Origin of the sequence: Virgibacillus salexigens (assembly GCF_014905415.1) — a bacterium.
In the GTDB taxonomy this organism is placed as follows: Bacteria; Bacillota; Bacilli; order Bacillales; family Amphibacillaceae; genus Virgibacillus; species Virgibacillus salexigens.
Window position 1 is genome coordinate 148,509 of the sequence record NZ_BNEO01000004.1, and the last position, 14,667, is coordinate 163,175.

At 36.2% G+C, this 14,667-nt stretch carries 15 protein-coding genes; 9 read left to right on the forward strand and 6 right to left on the reverse strand.

Features of this window, described 5'->3' with window-relative positions; genetic code table 11:
- Positions 1-44: 44 nt before the first annotated feature.
- Together JKP73_RS16430 and JKP73_RS16435 are read left to right on the forward strand one after the other, a co-directional pair.
- The gene (locus JKP73_RS16430; protein ID WP_038245666.1) at positions 45-803 is read left to right on the forward strand and encodes a (S)-benzoin forming benzil reductase; all 759 of its coding nucleotides are present in this window, start codon (positions 45-47) and stop codon (positions 801-803) included.
- Positions 804-1,076: 273 nt separating this feature from the next.
- Positions 1,077-1,208 (forward strand): YjcZ family sporulation protein, encoded by a 132-nt coding sequence (locus JKP73_RS16435; RefSeq protein WP_021292176.1) that lies wholly within the window; start codon positions 1,077-1,079, stop codon positions 1,206-1,208.
- A 40-nt stretch (positions 1,209-1,248) separates the two neighbouring features.
- On the opposite strand, the gene JKP73_RS16440 is transcribed toward JKP73_RS16435, so the two are convergent.
- Together JKP73_RS16440 and JKP73_RS16445 are read right to left on the reverse strand one after the other, a co-directional pair.
- A complete protein-coding gene (locus tag JKP73_RS16440; RefSeq protein ID WP_021292177.1) occupies positions 1,249-2,895 on the reverse strand; it encodes a putative ABC transporter permease subunit in 1,647 nt (548 codons plus the stop codon).
- Positions 2,885-3,610 (reverse strand): ABC transporter ATP-binding protein, encoded by a 726-nt coding sequence (locus JKP73_RS16445; protein ID WP_021292178.1) that lies wholly within the window; start codon positions 3,608-3,610, stop codon positions 2,885-2,887. The genes JKP73_RS16440 and JKP73_RS16445 overlap by 11 nt, the downstream gene beginning before the upstream one ends.
- Before the next feature lie 141 nt (positions 3,611-3,751).
- Between JKP73_RS16445 and map the strand changes: the two genes are divergently transcribed.
- Positions 3,752-4,504, forward strand: coding sequence for a type I methionyl aminopeptidase (gene map / locus JKP73_RS16450; protein ID WP_021292179.1), 753 nt, complete (start codon positions 3,752-3,754; stop codon positions 4,502-4,504).
- Positions 4,505-4,563: 59 nt separating this feature from the next.
- Here map and nhaC read toward each other — a convergent pair whose 3' ends face one another.
- Positions 4,564-5,943 carry a Na+/H+ antiporter NhaC gene (nhaC, locus tag JKP73_RS16455; RefSeq protein ID WP_021292180.1) on the reverse strand — a complete coding sequence of 460 codons (1,380 nt, stop codon included), beginning with the start codon at positions 5,941-5,943 and terminating at the stop codon, positions 4,564-4,566.
- A gap of 504 nt (positions 5,944-6,447) precedes the next feature.
- Here nhaC and JKP73_RS16460 point away from each other — a divergent pair.
- Both JKP73_RS16460 and JKP73_RS16465 read left to right on the forward strand, forming a co-directional pair.
- The gene (locus JKP73_RS16460) at positions 6,448-7,167 is read left to right on the forward strand and encodes an AzlC family ABC transporter permease (RefSeq protein WP_031335763.1); all 720 of its coding nucleotides are present in this window, start codon (positions 6,448-6,450) and stop codon (positions 7,165-7,167) included.
- On the forward strand, positions 7,167-7,457 hold the full coding sequence (locus tag JKP73_RS16465; protein ID WP_021292182.1) for an AzlD domain-containing protein: 291 nt from the start codon (positions 7,167-7,169) through the stop codon (positions 7,455-7,457). Before JKP73_RS16460 ends, JKP73_RS16465 begins: the two co-directional genes overlap by 1 nt.
- Before the next feature lie 37 nt (positions 7,458-7,494).
- On the opposite strand, the gene JKP73_RS16470 is transcribed toward JKP73_RS16465, so the two are convergent.
- On the reverse strand, positions 7,495-8,370 hold the full coding sequence (locus JKP73_RS16470; RefSeq protein WP_031335764.1) for a cation diffusion facilitator family transporter: 876 nt from the start codon (positions 8,368-8,370) through the stop codon (positions 7,495-7,497).
- A gap of 234 nt (positions 8,371-8,604) precedes the next feature.
- Here JKP73_RS16470 and JKP73_RS16475 point away from each other — a divergent pair, with 234 nt between their 5' ends.
- Together JKP73_RS16475 and JKP73_RS16480 are read left to right on the forward strand one after the other, a co-directional pair.
- Positions 8,605-8,838, forward strand: coding sequence for an IDEAL domain-containing protein (locus tag JKP73_RS16475; protein WP_021292184.1), 234 nt, complete (start codon positions 8,605-8,607; stop codon positions 8,836-8,838).
- A gap of 179 nt (positions 8,839-9,017) precedes the next feature.
- Positions 9,018-10,313 carry an MFS transporter gene (locus tag JKP73_RS16480; protein ID WP_021292185.1) on the forward strand — a complete coding sequence of 432 codons (1,296 nt, stop codon included), beginning with the start codon at positions 9,018-9,020 and terminating at the stop codon, positions 10,311-10,313.
- 144 nt (positions 10,314-10,457) lie between these two features.
- On the opposite strand, the gene JKP73_RS16485 is transcribed toward JKP73_RS16480, so the two are convergent.
- Entirely contained in the window at positions 10,458-11,372 is a 915-nt protein-coding gene (locus JKP73_RS16485) for a zinc dependent phospholipase C family protein (RefSeq protein ID WP_021292186.1), read from the reverse strand.
- Between the two features lie 256 nt (positions 11,373-11,628).
- Between JKP73_RS16485 and fumC the strand changes: the two genes are divergently transcribed.
- Entirely contained in the window at positions 11,629-13,014 is a 1,386-nt protein-coding gene (fumC, locus tag JKP73_RS16490; RefSeq protein WP_021292187.1) for a class II fumarate hydratase, read from the forward strand.
- 257 nt (positions 13,015-13,271) lie between these two features.
- Entirely contained in the window at positions 13,272-13,469 is a 198-nt protein-coding gene (locus tag JKP73_RS16495) for an alpha/beta-type small acid-soluble spore protein (protein ID WP_021292188.1), read from the forward strand.
- Between the two features lie 46 nt (positions 13,470-13,515).
- Here the strand turns inward: JKP73_RS16495 and JKP73_RS16500 are convergent, their stop codons facing one another.
- Complete coding sequence (locus JKP73_RS16500; RefSeq protein WP_021292189.1) at positions 13,516-14,613, reverse strand: ABC transporter ATP-binding protein; 1,098 nt, start codon at positions 14,611-14,613, stop codon at positions 13,516-13,518.
- Positions 14,614-14,667: the final 54 nt, after the last annotated feature.

Below are 14,667 nucleotides of genomic sequence, written 5' to 3' on the forward strand. Positions count from 1 at the left end.
CGTTATTTCCAACTGTAGTTTATTAATGAAAAGGAGGATAACGTATGAAATATGCGGTAGTAACAGGAGTCTCAAGAGGTTTAGGGGAAAGTGTAGCAAAAAAATTTATGAATCAAGGAGTTCATGTTGTTGGTATTTCACGTAATAAATCCTCTAATTTAGAGGCCTATGCATCCGATAAAAAGGTGAATTACACAAATATTAGCTGTGATTTAGGTGATATGGAAGCAGTCAATGAAACAATCGAATCTCTCGCAATGAAACTTACACAAGAGAAACCGACGAGTATCTATTTAGTTAACAATGCCGCAGCAATTGAACCAATTGATCATGCAATGAATATTTCCTCATCTGACTTGGCATATCATTTTCAAGTAAATGTATTAGCACCTATGGCAACTACGAACATATTTTTAAAATATGCGCATGCAGAAAATGTACCGATGATTGGACTTACCGTTACATCAGGTGCAGCGGAAAAGCCATCATATGGATGGAGTGCATATTGCAGTTCAAAAGCTAGTATTAATATGTATACGCAAACCGTCGCGTTAGAGCAAGAAAAGTTAGCAACGAAAAACAAAGTTATTGCATTTAGTCCAGGTATAATGGATACGGCTATGCAAGAAGCAATTCGCTCGAGCTCAAAAGAATCCTTTGCAGCAGTGGAGAAGTTTAAGGAATACAAGGACAAAAACCAATTGAAAAATACAGAGAAGGTTGGTGGAGTGCTTGTAGATATTATGGTTGATGAGTCTAAAATCACGAATGGAAAAATATATCACGTGAACCAATACTTATAATATTTCTTAAAGTTAGGTAGAGAATTTTTTCAAGTTTGATTCCTCGCTAACGAGAAGCCTTTTTGTGTAAACAAATAAGACAAGTAGAGGGGAAGACATTTAGGTGTCAACGCATCGTTCATTCATTACAACAGTGGGAAATGATAGGTAACGCTACTGCTTGCATATTTAGATGGAGCATGTAAAATTTAAAGCCCATATAAGCTAATTTCCCTCCCATTATTTTATCTTTAGCATAAAATGAATTATTCAGTGAAAGAGGAGGCGAAATGCATGAGTGAAGGCGGTTTTGGCTATGGCGGCGGTTTCGCGCTACTTGTAGTATTGTTTATTTTACTAATCATTATTGGTACTGCCTATTCAGATGGTGGTGGCTACGGCGGTGGCTATGGCGGCTGTTGCTAATAAAAAATGCAGGGTTTTCCCCTGCATTTTTTTATTATTTCTAGATATAGTGTTGATGTTTTGCTCGAATTTTTGATTGAATTAGCTTTAATACCAAACCATTGACAAGGACTAAGGCAATCATGATACTAAGAAATGTTAGAAATAGACCATGAATACTAGCTGAATTCCAAATAATTAATACAAGCCCACCAAACATTCCAAAATAGATAAAGAGCGCAATCAAACTAATAAATCTTGATTTAAAGACTTCTTGTTCGTCTGTCCAAGTTAATTTTGGATTGCTGAAGTCCAGATATGTTCCAAAAGTACTTGTTAACCAGCTAGCAATGAACATTAAAATGGCCCAACTTCCAATATATAAGGGAGACAATTGGAATAAAAAACTTCCGATGATTAGCAATAATCCTATCAATATTAAGTTAAGCAGCCAAGCTGTCATTATTTTATAAAACAGTATTTGTTTTATACTTATCGGAAAATACATATGTACAAACCAATTCTTTCCTTCCCTTGAAATGGAAGACAAAGAAGTTGCGTTCGTACCTAGTAAAATAATTGATGCTAAAAACAAAAGTAAAATCGTTTGTTTGCTTGACAAGTTATCAAAAAAGGCAGCAAAAGCTTCATTGGATGAATCCATCAATAGGATAATTAAGATAAAAATCGGACCAAACAAGCTCTGTATCACACATTGCAGTAAAAACGAAGGAGTGCGAAAAATCGTTCGTAATTCTTTTCTTATAAATGAAACCCAAATTGGTCGTTGTGTTATAGCTTTTTTAAATGTATTTTTAGCAACTATTTGCTTTTTCGAATTTCCTGCTCCAAACATTCCTTTTAGATAGGTTTGCTGACCTACCCATAGGAATAAACTGAATAATCCAATTGTAAATGCAATAACAGCAAGTAAACAGAGTATTCCTTCCCATGTTCCAGCCCCAGTTAAGGATTTCGTTTGGAAGTAAGCTGGTGGATAGTATGCAGTAATTTGGTTTAGTAAGCCATCGTTTTTTTGAATGTAATCCGCAAAGTTATTGGTTATCTTATCTGTATCCGTGTTTAGACGGATGAGGACATTTATAAAAATAATAAATGCTAAAGATACAATTCCAGCAATTACTTTTGAACGATCTTTGTTTTTAGCAACATTTACAAAACGCATGACAATCATAAGTATAATGGCTGCAAAACAAAAAGGGACGAACGGCAATAGTATAAAGTTCAAAATCCCATGTATGTAATAGAATATAGAGGCACTGCTCACCCCCCCATAAATGAAGTAAAAAGGAAGAAACAGGAATCCATTCGTTAAATATAAATATAAAAATGGGTTAGTTGCCTTACCTAATAATAATTGATATGGCTGAAAGGGAAAAGGAATGAACGATTGAATATCCTCTGTAAAGTAAAATGTATTCATTATGGTGAAGAAACTCATAAAGAATAGGATTGCATGGATACTAATAAACAATAACCCAAGAATAACGGTTTCCTGCCCTATCGGCTGTAAGGATTCGAAAAGAACTGTAACAATACTCCTAATTAACCCAATATATAAGAACACAAATGGAATACAAAAGATAAATGCAATTAATAAAATCCACATTTGCGAATGGCTCTTACCAGCTTTCGAGTATTGCATTTTTAGCATGATCCGCATTAAAAGCCAGGTTTTACTCATCATTTGTCAACTCCAAAAATACATTTTCGAGTGATTGATCGGTTTGATATTCTTTATGTAATTGGTCCATATCACCATAGAAGAGCAGTTCCCCATTATTAATAATCGCAACTACATCACATATCTGCTCTACAACTTCTAGTCCATGACTTGAAAAGAAGACAGTATTTCCTTTGTCAGCATGTTGACGCATCAAGTCTTTTAGTACATATGCGGACTTTGGATCTAGTCCTGTTAATGGTTCGTCTAGGATCCAAATAGCAGGTTCATGTAGTAATACGCCACTAATAATGATTTTCTGACGCATTCCATGTGAATAATTTAGGATATAATCATGTAGTGATTTATCAATTTGAAATTGCTTTGTAAGCTTTTCGATTCGTTGTTGTCTTAACTGTTCAGGTACCTCATAAATATCACCGATAAAATTTAAATATTCGATTCCTCTTAATCGTAGGAACATGTCTGGTTGGTCAGGAACATAACCGAATAATTTTTTTGCTTCAATCGGATGGTGGTTAATGTTGTATCCATTTAAAGTAATACTTCCTTCGTCAATAGGCAGAATCCCAGTTATCATTTTGATGGTAGTAGATTTCCCTGCTCCATTAGGGCCGAGAAAGCCAACGATTTTTCCATCTGGGACAGTAAACGAAAGGTTGTCAATGGCACGGCTATTGCCAGGAAAACCTTTACGAATATTTGTTAATTCAATCATGATTACGCCTCATTTCTAATTGCTTTTATGAATAGATTAAACTATGGTACACTTTATGTTGGGTATTGTTTCTTTCATGTACGTTAAAGCTATTCTAACATATATATATTGGAGATTTTGTATGAAGAGAGGAAGTATTAGATGATAACGAGAAAAAGTAAACGAGAGATTGAAAAAATGCAGGCAGCAGGAGATATTCTTGTTAACTGTCATAAAGAAATTGCCAAAATAATTAAACCTGGTATTACTACAATGGAGATAAACGAGTTTACGGAGAACTTTTTAAAAGAACATGGGGCAACACCTGAGCAGAAAGGTTATAATGGATATCCTTATGCAATTTGTGCATCAATTAATGATGAAATCTGCCATGGTTTCCCTCGAGAAGAAAAGTTAGAAGATGGAGATATTGTTACTATCGATATGGTTGTTAATTTAGATGGTGGTTTAGCAGACTCAGCCTGGACGTACGCGGTTGGGAATGTAGATGAAAAAGGTCTTCGATTAATGAAGGTAACCAAAACCGCACTTGATAAAGGTGTGGAACAGGCGCAAGCGGGAAACCGCCTAGGAGATATTGGGCATGCCATTCAACAATATGCTGAAGGAGAAGGTTTTTCAGTAGTACGTGATTTTACTGGTCATGGAATCGGACCGACACTTCATGAAGATCCACATATTCCCCATTTTGGACTGCCTAATAAAGGCTTACGTCTCAAAGAGGGAATGGTGATAACCATTGAACCAATGATTAATGAAGGATCTTGGCACAGTCAAATGGATCGTAATAATTGGACGGCTAGAACAATTGACGAAGGGCGTTCTGCACAATACGAACATACCATTGTTATTACGAAAGAAGGGCCATTACTACTTACAGATCAGGATAAATAATTTTGTAGGATAGGAAAAGGCAGTTCGGAGAGCATCTTTTACTCCAAACTGCCTTTTTTTTATATTTTTTTTGATTTTGTTTCAAATGATTTACCACTGAAGATCATCGTAATTATTGGACTTAATAGACAGAAGAAGGCAAACGGTAAATAAGTTAAAACTGGAACACCTAGAACATCTGCGATAAATACACCACATACGCTCCAGGGAACGAGTGGATTGATAACCGTTCCTGCATCTTCAAGCGTACGAGATAATACTTTTTTAGGCAATTTTGACTTTGCATAAACTGTTTTAAATGTTTCACCAGTAAGCATGATAGAAAGGTATTGTTCCCCAATCAATACATTTACACCTATTGCTGTGGCTGCTGTGGAAACAATAATAGATCGAATATTTCTTAATTTCTCCTGTAATGCAGTTAAAAGACTTGGGATAATCCCTGTAACAAATAATAGGCCGCCAAAGCCTAAGGCTAGAATAACAAGTGAAATTGTAAAAAGCATACTGTTAATTCCGCCTTTTGTTAATAGTTCATTAACAGGCTCGAAATTTGTAGATGCTGAATAGCCATTAAACCAAATTCCCCATATTTCACTTAAGGCTAGTCCACTTGTAAAAGCTGCGAAAATCGTAGCAAATAAACTACTTATTGCAATCGATATAAACGCTGGTATTCGAAAGTACGTACATATAATTAAGACCATAAGTGGTAGCCAGGAAGTCCAATGGATGAGGCCCGTTTCTGCTAAAGCTTGTTGATAAGCTTCCCCATTCTGCATCCCCACCGTTTCATTTGGTGACAGAAGGGCAAAAAGTATAAACGAAATAATAAACGCCGGTATTGTTGTCAAACTGATATGCTTAATGTGATCAAACAGATCAACACCGACAACTGTAGAAGCGAGGTTAGTTGTATCCGATAATGGGGACATTTTGTCACCGAAGAATGCCCCGGAGACAATTGCTCCTGCAGTAATAGCTATAGAGGCATCTAATGCACTCCCCATACCAATAAAAGCAACACCTATTGTCGCCGTTGTAGTTAAAGAACTTCCCATTGATACACCAATGATAGAAGTGATGGCGAATACAATCGCATAAAACCAAGTACCACCGATAAAAGAAAAACCAAGATTAATTAAAGCAGGTATCGTTCCACTTATCATCCAGCTGCTGATTAAGATACCAATAAGAAAGAATAAGAATACTGCACCCATGCCTGTTCGCGCACCTTCAATTAATCCATTCTGAAGGTCTTGAAAAGATATTTTTTTGATTATCCCATATGCCATTAGTATGAAAATACCAAGTAAAATTGGAATATGAGGATTGGTTCCCAATTTAATAATAAAATAGCTTATAAGAGCTATAATGACAACGAAAAAGATAATGGATTCTGATAATGACGGACGGTGTTTAGGTTGAATTGGAAACATCGATTTTCCTCCTTCATGTATTAGATATAAATAGAGAACGATTTCTAAAAAATGGTTGGCTTTTTAACTCCGGTATTCTCATTGGGCGATTTAACAACAATGGAATGCTTCAGAATAGATAAGTGACTTATTCTGCAAACAATGTAAAAGGAACTAAAATAAAAAAAGCTTCGCCCCTATAGGGACGAAGCTTTCTCCGCGTTACCACCCTGATTGCTGGAAAAATATTACCAGCCTCTCGTTATCTTATGACCTATTACAAAGAATGTGTAATTCAATAGTTTTCCTGCCAGAGTTTTCACCAAGCACTCTGTCTCTCGTTACTGCTCAGAAGCTATTTACTATGCATTCTAAGGTCTTCACTATATTATTTTAAAGATTAATATTGAATATAACTGGGAAATTCCAATTTGTCAACATGAAAAATGGGGAATTGAATCTTTTTAAAATTGATAATATAGGATATAATTACAGGAATTATATAAGGGAGGGAAGGTCTTGAACATAAAAGCTGCAGACGGAAGAACAAACGGAACCATTGATATCATTCAAAAAGGATTCGCAAAAGGCTTCCCTATTATGGTTGGGTATTTACCAATAGCCTTAACGTACGGTGTATTGGCTAAACAAGCCGGAATGTCAATTACAGAGTTAACATTAATGAGTGTGCTTGTATTTGCTGGAGCAAGTCAATTTATGGGAGCAAATATGATAGCGGTCGGTGCGGGTGCAGTAGAAATAATTATTGCAACCTTTGTACTTAATTTCAGGCATTTTGTAATGAGCCTTTCTTTTATGAATCGATTAAGGGGGATGGATATAAGATGGAAACTTCCTATGTCTATGGGGTTAACGGATGAAACCTTTGCTGTCACTTCTCTTCATCCGGAAGAGGCGAATAAGGATAAAGGGGCATTATTCTATACAACCATCATTTTAACTGCCTATTTATCATGGGTATTTGGATCTTTTGCTGGTGGTATTTTAGGGGAAGTCATTCCTGAAAAATTGAGTCAAAGTATGGGGATTGCCCTTTATGCCATGTTTATTGGTTTACTAGTTCCTTCTGTGAAAAAAGATAAACGGGTAGCCGTGATTGCAATTTTAGCTATGTTAATTAATGGATTATGTCTGCAATTAGGCTTAGGCACTGGATGGTCCATTGTGTTTGGAACGATAATTGGCGGGATGAGCGGGATATTCTTATGGAAGGAGGAGCGCTGATGATTTTGCTAATTATTATCGGTATGGCAATGGTGACCATGCTACCACGAATGGTTCCTGCCTTTATAGTAGATAAATTACAATTTAGAGATTGGGTGAATCGTTGGTTGAATGCCATTCCTTATGCAGCGCTAGGCGCTCTTATTTTTCCAGGAATTATGTCCGTTAAGCCAGAGCAACCATTAATAGGGGTTATCGGTGGAGTTGTTGCAATTATCCTGGCATATATCGGTGTTAATGTTATATTGGTTGTTGCTGCAGCAATTACAACTGTGTTTTTATTGACTTAATGAAATGCCAAACGCATGAGTTTAGACTACTCATGCGTTAGTTTTTTGTTACATAGGGTTCAATGTGAATATGCGCCCTTGAAATACTATGTTTCTTATATAGATAATTTTCGAGACGTTCTGTAATTGCGTGGCTTTCTTCTACATTGAGATTAGGATCTACTAGGATCGTAATATCGATGAATGCTTGGTTTCCATGTATTCTTCCCTTAATTTCTACAAGCTTTCTTACGTCAGGGTCTTTTTCGATAGTTTTACTTATTTTTTCGATTTGTTTTTCGTCAAAACCATCCGTCAACGTATGTGTAGAATCTTTAAAGATGCCCCACGCTGTTTTGCAAATGATTAGCCCCACAATTAGTCCAGCCAGTGGATCGAGCCAATAAATACCAAATTGAGCACCAATAATACCAATAAATGCTCCGATACTAACCAGCGCATCGGATCGATTATCTTGGGCAGCTGCATAAAGGGAGCTGCTTTGTATTTTTTTGGAAAGTCGTAAATTATAGAAATAGACAGCAAACATAACGATAGCTGCGATTAACGCTGTCCATGCAGTTATCATATTAGGTTGAGCATAGCTTCCGCTTAGGACTGTCTTGCATGTTTCAATTATAACTTGAATACCTACAAACATCATAATAAAAGCTGCAAATAAGGAGGCAATTGTTTCTGCCCGGAAATGTCCGTAGTGATGATCTTCATCGGGTGGTTTCCGAGAAATCTTTAATCCGATTAGAACAGCAATTGATGCAATGACATCAGTTGTATTATTTAAACCGTCTGCTCGTAAGGCGTCTGAGTTTCCAGACGATGCTATGGTTAATTTTCCAATAGCTAAGCTAATATAAGCGAAAATACTTATCCATGCACCTTTTTCACCTTTTTTTAAGTTATCTGAGTAATTCACCATGTAAAGGGCCTCCATCTAACAGCCTTATTTGTACTTAAACAGTCTACCAAAGCGTGCTATGGTAAGTCTAGAGAAACAATAAAGCGTTGAGCAATATGTATTGAGTGGAGGTAAGGATGTTTCGTTAGGTAAAAATTACTTAAAAAGAATTTAACTTTTCTTGCTTTTACCTATTGCAATTATTCTAAAAATTTAAGATAATAGTAAAAAGGAACAAGGGGGAAGTGTTCCATGAAAAAGCAGAAGACAGTTTATCAGTTTTATCGGTATAGTGGAAAAGGAATTAAAGCTAAACGAGAAATTCCGTTTGAGCTAAGGTTTTCCTCCCGGCTGCTTTTAGATGAATTATGCTTTAATTATAATAAAGCATTTTTGGAGGAACGAATAAATCGTTCCATTGATGAAGGTAACGAGGATAGCTTTTTGAAATTAAGTGAGCATTATAGACACTTTATTTGGGAATAAGCATTAACAGATATAGTGCCTTGCCTATCTGGTAAGGTGCTTTTTTTAGTGTATGGGTAGGACTTTTTACATAACGGTACGCTTATGATAAATCAGTACACCTGTTTTTAAACTTTTTGTAAAGTAGTTCTTGATTGTACCTTAATTTGATATTCTTAAGATAAACAGGGGGGGATTTTATGAGGAAGATAACGAGAAGCTGGGTACTGTACGATTTTGGTAATTCTGCTTTTGCTACAACGATCATGGCGGCTGTACTTCCTGTCTTTTACTATGATGTCGCTGCAGTTGGCGTCGATGAAAATTTAGCTGCCAGCTTTTGGGGGTATTCTCAATCGATTGCAGTGTTAATCGTAGCAATACTTGCACCAATATTAGGTGCCATTAGTGATTATTCGGCAGCAAAGAAAAAATTTCTACGGTTTTTCGCTTACATGGGGATGTTAGCAAGCATTTTATTAGCCTTTGTTGGAGAAGGGGACTATCTATTTGCTTCATTATTATTAATTATAGGTACGATAGGCTTTTCTGGTGGTAATGTATTTTATGATGCATTCTTACCAGAGATTGCCAAAGAAGAAGAAATTGATAAAGTTTCCTCAGCAGGATTTGCTTGGGGATATATTGGCGGCGGCTTATTATTAGCTATAAATATTTTAATGATTTTAAAATATGAATGGTTCGGCTTAGCTAATGCAACCATAGCTAGTCAGGTTTCATTTGCAACAGTTGGTCTATGGTGGTTTTTGTTCTCACTACCGCTTTTTCGAAATATCAAGGAGGAGAAAAAGCAGCGAGTGAATCGTGAAAGGTCGTATGCGGCAATTGGTTTTTCACGCGTTGCTTCAACTATAAAAGATTTAAAGCACTATAAGCAATTATTAATTTTCCTACTTGCTTTTTGGATGTATAATGATGGCATTTCAACAATAATTAAGATGGCAACCATCTATGGAAGAGATATAGGAATTGACGGGAATAGTTTAATTGCAGCATTGCTGATTACTCAATTTGTTGGTATTCCTTGTACCTTTTTCTTTGGATGGCTGGCAACAAAAATAAGTGCAAAGAAAGCTCTAAGTCTCTCCTTATATATTTATATAGGAATCGTTATATTAGGGTATTTTATGACATCCGCCATTCATTTTTACTTATTAGCAATATGTGTTGGAATGGTCCAAGGTGGGGCTCAATCACTTAGTCGTTCTATATTCGGCAGGATGGTTCCTGAAAATAAACATGCTGAATTCTATGGATTCTACGGAATTTCCTCAAAGTTTGCAGCGATATTTGGTCCATTTTTATTTGCATTTGTCGGGCAGTTGACTGGATCAAGCAGGTTAGGGATTATTTCGTTAGTCGTATTTTTTGTTGGAGGCATTTTATTATTAAAGTTTGTTGATATAGACAAAGGTATAGAGGATGCCCAAAGACAAACAGCGGTGAATGAGAAAATTAATATTATCTCAAAATAAATAAAGCGCTTGAAATGTAACGATAACATTAGAGAATAGACATAGTTAAGACCCCGAACCTCTTTGTCGAGATTCGGGGTCTAGTTATTCAGAGCGTGTTTATCCCCTCAGGCACTTCCTAGTTGTGAGTAACATCTGTTTATGTTATACAATCGGTTCACTGTATCTATTTTCTAATTCTAAGTGAAGTGATTTACCGGTATCATAAGAGATATTGCCAATCTGTCCAGTTAATTTTGTCAAAAGCGATTCGTTGCTTGAATTCCAATACTCGTTAACAGTTGTTAATATTTCTATGGCTTCAACCTTTGCTTGGTGATAGAGGTCAAGAAAACTGTGTGTACAAGGTTTGTTCGTCGCAGGATGAAACCAGGTTGTATTGTGTAAATTAAGATAGTCTTTCTCATCTCTAATCGGTTGATGAGAGTAGGAAGCAATGGTTGATTTTAGAAGTGCATTTTTCCATCCATATGGGTCCGCTAACAGCTTTAATGCAAATTTCATATCACGGTATGATTTTTGAATATATCGTGTGGTACTAAAATTGAATTCTGGAAAATACTTTGTAACCAATCGATGAAGAAGATGACGAATATCTTCATCAATCGAAATACCAACATCAATTTCTTTATAGACAGGAGTTTTCCATGTCTTAAGGTTTTGGTATTTTTCCATCATCAATGTATCTATAAACACTTCTAATTTTTGATGTTTGCTGCCTTCATATCCTGCACGATAATGGATATAAGGATGCGTGTTGCGGTCTAATATATGGTGGGTGATGAATCCAAAAACATAAGCTTTTACGCTTCCATTCAACGTACTAGCCGCTTTAATTAAATCGATTAAAAAATCTCCACAGTATCGTGTGTGCAGTGCAGTGCCAACTTTTTGAACAGACTCATCTTTTAACCATGGCCAAAATTTATAATAGAAAAAGGGATCAGGCCCTTGTGCACCAAGTTTCATGATTGTCTCATGGTTAGAAATTGTTTTTGTCTGTGTTATCTCATCAACAATTTCTTCACAAAAAAGAATATGTGTCCAAATATTAGGCATAACGAAATCCCCCTTCTGTGCTTCTATAAGAAGACTTCTGTTTTGCATTATTATAACTGCTATTTATATAAGTGTCTTCCACAAGTGCATGGTTCTCTAACATATTATAAAAGATATTTGATCAATAAAGGAATAGGTCAGCACGTACAATTTTGTGTCAATCAACAAGCAATAACATGAAATTGCTTTCATTATTTTATTCTGACAAATTTCTGATACAATAGATAAAGAAAGATGGACATAGGGAGGAATCTAAATGGATTATCGTGTAGAACGAGATACAATCGGAGAAATACATGTACCTGCTGACAAATATTGGGGAGCGCAAACACAACGAAGTAAACAGAACTTTCCAATTGGAAATGAAACAATGCCAGTAGAGATAATTAAAGCGTTTGCGATACTTAAAAAAAGTGCTGCACATGCAAATAAAGAACTCGGGTTACTGGAAGCCAAAAAAGCAGAAGCTATTCATGCAGCAGTGGAGCAAATTATAAATGATGAAATAACAGACCACTTTCCTTTAGTTGTTTGGCAAACTGGAAGTGGAACACAGTCTAATATGAATGTAAATGAAGTAATTGCATATGTAGGTAATCATTGGTTACGTGACCAAGGAAGTGACTTAACCTTACACCCAAATGATGATGTCAATAAATCACAGAGTTCAAATGACACCTATCCAACAGCGATGCATATTGCATTTGTTCTTAAACTAGAAGATACAGTTCTCCCAGCCGTACGTACGCTTAAAGATACGTTAAAAGTCAAGATGGAAAAATTCAATGACATCGTTAAGATTGGTCGAACCCATCTACAAGATGCAACTCCATTAACGCTTGGACAGGAGATTAGCGGATGGCATCGTATGTTAGAAAAATCAGAAACGATGATTGAGGGAAGTATTCATTATATCAAAGAACTAGCAATTGGAGGAACTGCTGTCGGTACAGGATTAAATGCACATCCGGAGTTTTCAGAGCGCGTTTGTGCAGCTATTAATGAACATACAGGTAAAAACTTTGTATCTGCCCCGAATAAATTTCATGCTTTAACGAGTCATGATGAATCGGTTTACGCTCATGGGGCTCTAAAAGGGTTAGCAGCAGATTTGATGAAAATTGCAAATGATGTACGTTGGCTTGCTAGTGGGCCGCGATGTGGAATTGGGGAAATAACTGTTCCAGCTAATGAACCAGGTAGCTCGATCATGCCTGGAAAAGTAAATCCAACACAAAGTGAAGCTGTCACGATGGTCGCTTCTCAGGTAATGGGAAATGATGCCACCATCGGTTTTGCATCGAGTCAAGGTAATTTTGAGCTAAATGTGTTTAAGCCTGTGATTGCCTACAATTTCTTACAATCATGTCAGTTGCTATCCGATAGTATTCTGTCATTTGATGAACGTTGTGCTCAAGGGATTGAACCGAATTTAGAACAAATTGAGAAAAACTTAAAAGATTCCTTAATGCTAGTAACCGCTTTAAATCCACACATAGGATATGAAAATGCTGCTAAAATTGCTAAAACTGCATTTAATGATAATGCTACTCTAAAAGATACAGCTGTAAAACTTGGTTTACTTACAGAAGAAGAATTCGATCAATATGTAAATCCAAAAGAGATGACATATCCAAAATAAACTCAGTTTGTAATGAACCTCAAAAGTTAGCGAACGTAACGCTAACTTTTGAGGTGTTTATTTATTTACGCTTGGATTTCGTTTGTTCCTCGAGTCTTACATAAGCGAAGTTTGAACACCGATAGTTTGAAAAATTGTTTTTATAAACAAACACTCCATAAAAACAATCCCTTTAGCTAACATCTACAATTTACCAGTTAAAACTTATGATAAGTTTTCGTAATCTGCTCACACTAGTAGTACAGGAGGTGATAATTATGGCTAACAACAGTTCAAACCAATTAGTCGTACCTGGAGTACAACAAGCTCTTGATCAAATGAAATACGAAATTGCTCAAGAATTTGGTGTTAACTTAGGTCCTGATTCAACTTCTCGTTCTAACGGGTCTGTTGGTGGAGAAATCACTAAAAGACTTGTTCAAACTGCACAACAACAACTAGGTCCAAAAGCTTAATAATGATGGATAAGGGGAAAAGCTGATCAGCTTTTCCCCTCATTGTTTAACGTATGCGAAGTTCTGTTTCAATATCAAAAAAGTGGGCTTTATTCATATCAAATGCTAAATCGATGTTCTCGCCAACATTAATATCTGTACGAGAATCAATACGTGCAATAAAATCTTGTTCGTCTATTTTTGAATAGAGAAACGTTTCTGCTCCCATTAAATCAGCTACTTCAATTGCTGCAGTGATTTTGGTATTTGGTGAAGACTCGATGAATATAGGCTCATCATGAATATCCTCTGGTCTTATTCCTAATGTAATTTCTTTATCTTCATAACCTTGTTCTCGTAATGTCTTCAGTTTACCTTCTGGAATAGCAATTTTCTTTTCTCCTATTTCAAAATTACTTCCATTTAACTTTCCAGTAAAAAAGTTCATTGATGGAGATCCAATAAAGCCTCCAACAAAGACATTGTCTGGATTATCATATACATCCTTTGGTGCCCCAATTTGTTGAATTACCCCATCTTTCATTACAACAAGTCGTGTGGCCATTGTCATTGCTTCTGTCTGATCATGCGTAACGTAAATGGTAGTAGTTTGTAGGCGTTGATGAAGTTTTTGGATTTCTGCACGCATCTGCACACGGAGTTTTGCATCCAAGTTTGATAATGGTTCATCCATTAGGAATACTTTTGCATCTCGAACGATGGCACGGCCAAGGGCTACACGTTGACGTTGTCCGCCTGAAAGCGCTTTAGGTTTACGGTCCAAGTAAGCCTCTAGGCCAAGAATATTAGCAGCATTTTTAACACGTTGTTCAATTTCATCCTTCTTAAATTTACGTAGTTTCAAACCGAATGCCATATTATCGTATACATTCATGTGTGGATACAAGGCATAGTTTTGGAAAACCATTGCAATATCCCGGTCCTTTGGAGCTACATCATTCATTTTTTTGTCATCGATATGCAATTCCCCATCAGTGATCTCTTCAAGACCGGCGATCATACGTAATGTAGTCGACTTACCACATCCAGAAGGACCAACGAAAACAATAAATTCTTTATCTTGGATATGTAAGTTAAAGTCATCTACCGCCGTTGTTTTTTTATCATAGGATTTTTGAATATGCTCCATACGTAATTCTGCCATTTTCTATTCCCCCAATTTGTAAGCGTTTGATTAATTATAGTATAAAAAAAGATT

What these genes read in the sequence shown, in the direction of transcription:
- JKP73_RS16430 (WP_038245666.1), top strand. Translation starts at nt 45, where the DNA reads ATGAAATATGCGGTAGTAACAGGAGTCTCAAGAGGTTTAGGGGAAAGT.
- JKP73_RS16435 (WP_021292176.1), top strand. Translation starts at nt 1,077, where the DNA reads ATGAGTGAAGGCGGTTTTGGCTATGGCGGCGGTTTCGCGCTACTTGTA.
- JKP73_RS16440 (WP_021292177.1), bottom strand. Translation starts at nt 2,895, where the DNA reads ATGATGAGTAAAACCTGGCTTTTAATGCGGATCATGCTAAAAATGCAA.
- JKP73_RS16445 (WP_021292178.1), bottom strand. Translation starts at nt 3,610, where the DNA reads ATGATTGAATTAACAAATATTCGTAAAGGTTTTCCTGGCAATAGCCGT.
- map (WP_021292179.1), top strand. Translation starts at nt 3,752, where the DNA reads ATGATAACGAGAAAAAGTAAACGAGAGATTGAAAAAATGCAGGCAGCA.
- nhaC (WP_021292180.1), bottom strand. Translation starts at nt 5,943, where the DNA reads ATGTTTCCAATTCAACCTAAACACCGTCCGTCATTATCAGAATCCATT.
- JKP73_RS16465 (WP_021292182.1), top strand. Translation starts at nt 7,167, where the DNA reads ATGATTTTGCTAATTATTATCGGTATGGCAATGGTGACCATGCTACCA.
- JKP73_RS16475 (WP_021292184.1), top strand. Translation starts at nt 8,605, where the DNA reads ATGAAAAAGCAGAAGACAGTTTATCAGTTTTATCGGTATAGTGGAAAA.
- JKP73_RS16480 (WP_021292185.1), top strand. Translation starts at nt 9,018, where the DNA reads ATGAGGAAGATAACGAGAAGCTGGGTACTGTACGATTTTGGTAATTCT.
- JKP73_RS16485 (WP_021292186.1), bottom strand. Translation starts at nt 11,372, where the DNA reads ATGCCTAATATTTGGACACATATTCTTTTTTGTGAAGAAATTGTTGAT.
- fumC (WP_021292187.1), top strand. Translation starts at nt 11,629, where the DNA reads ATGGATTATCGTGTAGAACGAGATACAATCGGAGAAATACATGTACCT.
- JKP73_RS16495 (WP_021292188.1), top strand. Translation starts at nt 13,272, where the DNA reads ATGGCTAACAACAGTTCAAACCAATTAGTCGTACCTGGAGTACAACAA.
- JKP73_RS16500 (WP_021292189.1), bottom strand. Translation starts at nt 14,613, where the DNA reads ATGGCAGAATTACGTATGGAGCATATTCAAAAATCCTATGATAAAAAA.